Source organism: Streptomyces sp. NPDC004542, assembly GCF_040610035.1.
GTDB lineage: Bacteria > Actinomycetota > Actinomycetes > Streptomycetales > Streptomycetaceae > Streptomyces.
Genome location: NZ_JBEXLP010000212.1, coordinates 1 through 1494 on the forward strand (window position 1 = coordinate 1; position 1494 = coordinate 1494).

Genomic DNA, 1494 nt, shown 5'->3' on the forward strand with positions numbered 1-1494 from the left:
GGCCGCTCGGCGCCCAGCGCGGAGGCGAGCTCGGCGCGGGCCGGCGCGGCGCGCTCGACGTACTCGCGGAACTGCTCCTCGGAGCTGAACACCGGCACGTACGCCTGGCCGTCGAGCTCCATCGTCGGCAGGTCGAGCGGGCCGCTGCCGGGGCCGCCGTTGATCTGTGCGATGACCGCCTCGCGGTTGGCGATCCTGGCCTGCGACTGCGCGTCCGGACTGGCTTTCTGACCGTCGATGAACTTCTGGTTGTTGCCGAGGGCCGTGGCCAGCCCCTGGCAGACGGTCGAGTCCGCGGCCGACGACAGGGTGTTCGCCTTCTGCGGGCTCTGCGCGGCGTTCGAGGTGGTCGCCAGGGTGAAGGCGCCGCCTCCCGCCACGGCCGCCGCACTGACCAGCAGCGCGATCTTCTTCTTCGTACTGAGCTTTCTCCTGCGCGACATGCGCGCCTCCTGAAGAGGTGGCGGAGTGTACGCCGCTATGTACGAGATACCGACGGAGTTACGCAGCGGTTGCCTGGATCGTCTCGAGTGGCCTGCGTCACAAGGTGGTTCACGTCCTGGTCAGGGCGTCCCGCACCGCCTCGTCGGTGCGGCCCACGACCGCAGTGCCGTCGTCCGCCGTGATGATCGGACGCTGGATGAGCTTCGGGTGCCCGGCGAGGGCGGTGATCCAGCGGTCGCGCGCGGAGTCGTCCCGCGGCCACTCCTTGAGCCCGAGCTCCTTGGCCGCGGCCTCCTGGGTGCGGGTGATGTCCCACGGTTCGAGTCCGAGCCGGTCCAGTACGTCCCTGATCTCGTCCTCGCCCGGTACGTCCTCCAGGTAGCGGCGGACGGTGTAGTCGGCGCCCTCGGCGTCGAGCAGGCTGAGGGCGCTGCGGCACTTGGAGCAGGCCGGGTTGATCCAGATTTCCATGAGGTCAACGGTACGCGAGGGACCCGGCGAAAGCCCTTGTGGCCAGGGGCTTTTGTCAGTGGCGGGTCGTAGAATAGAAGCAGTGTTCGAGGGTGTTGCCGGGTCCCCGCGCACCACCCTGACCGCGACAGGAGGATGCCTGTGCCCGCTGCCGCCCCGTCCGTCGTGAAGCGCCCGCTGCCGCCCGGACGCCCCCGTGAGTGGTACGTCACCCACAACCGCCGCCTCAAGGCCATGCGCCTCGCCATCGCCCTGCTCGACTCCGGTGTCTACGTGCCGAACCAGGCCCGCAACGAGACGATCCGGAGCACGGCGGAGCGCATCGGAATCCACCCGCCGTCGGACACGACCTGCCACATGGTGCGCGCACTGATGCGGTACTCGCGCTGAGCGGCCGGCACGGCTGCCAGGAGCGCGAGAAGAAGGGCTGACGGGCCCGGCGGGGCCCCCGGTCACAGACCGGGGGCTCCCCATACCGGGAACCAGCGGCTCAGGTCCTGCTCGATGCGCAGATCGTCCGCGAGGGCCGCCTTGACCCGCAGTTCGAGGGCGTTGTCGCGCCGCTGCCCGGGCAGCGGC

At 70.3% G+C, this 1494-nt stretch carries 2 protein-coding genes and 1 pseudogene; 1 reads left to right on the forward strand and 2 read right to left on the reverse strand.

Annotated features, from left to right (window positions below; all coding sequences use genetic code 11):
- Together ABZX30_RS38115 and ABZX30_RS38120 are read right to left on the reverse strand one after the other, a co-directional pair.
- Positions 1 to 443: pseudogene (locus ABZX30_RS38115) on the reverse strand (hypothetical protein); the annotation flags it as partial.
- Between the two features lie 109 nt (positions 444 to 552).
- The gene (locus tag ABZX30_RS38120) at positions 553 to 915 is read right to left on the reverse strand and encodes an arsenate reductase family protein (protein WP_355943044.1); all 363 of its coding nucleotides are present in this window, start codon (positions 913 to 915) and stop codon (positions 553 to 555) included.
- 135 nt (positions 916 to 1050) lie between these two features.
- Between ABZX30_RS38120 and ABZX30_RS38125 the strand changes: the two genes are divergently transcribed.
- A complete protein-coding gene (locus ABZX30_RS38125; RefSeq protein WP_355943047.1) occupies positions 1051 to 1305 on the forward strand; it encodes a hypothetical protein in 255 nt (84 codons plus the stop codon).
- Positions 1306 to 1494: the final 189 nt, after the last annotated feature.

Excerpts from the sequence above, each read along its gene's own strand:
- ABZX30_RS38120 (WP_355943044.1), bottom strand. The coding sequence starts at position 915 with ATGGAAATCTGGATCAACCCGGCCTGCTCCAAGTGCCGCAGCGCCCTC.
- ABZX30_RS38125 (WP_355943047.1), top strand. The coding sequence starts at position 1,051 with ATGCCTGTGCCCGCTGCCGCCCCGTCCGTCGTGAAGCGCCCGCTGCCG.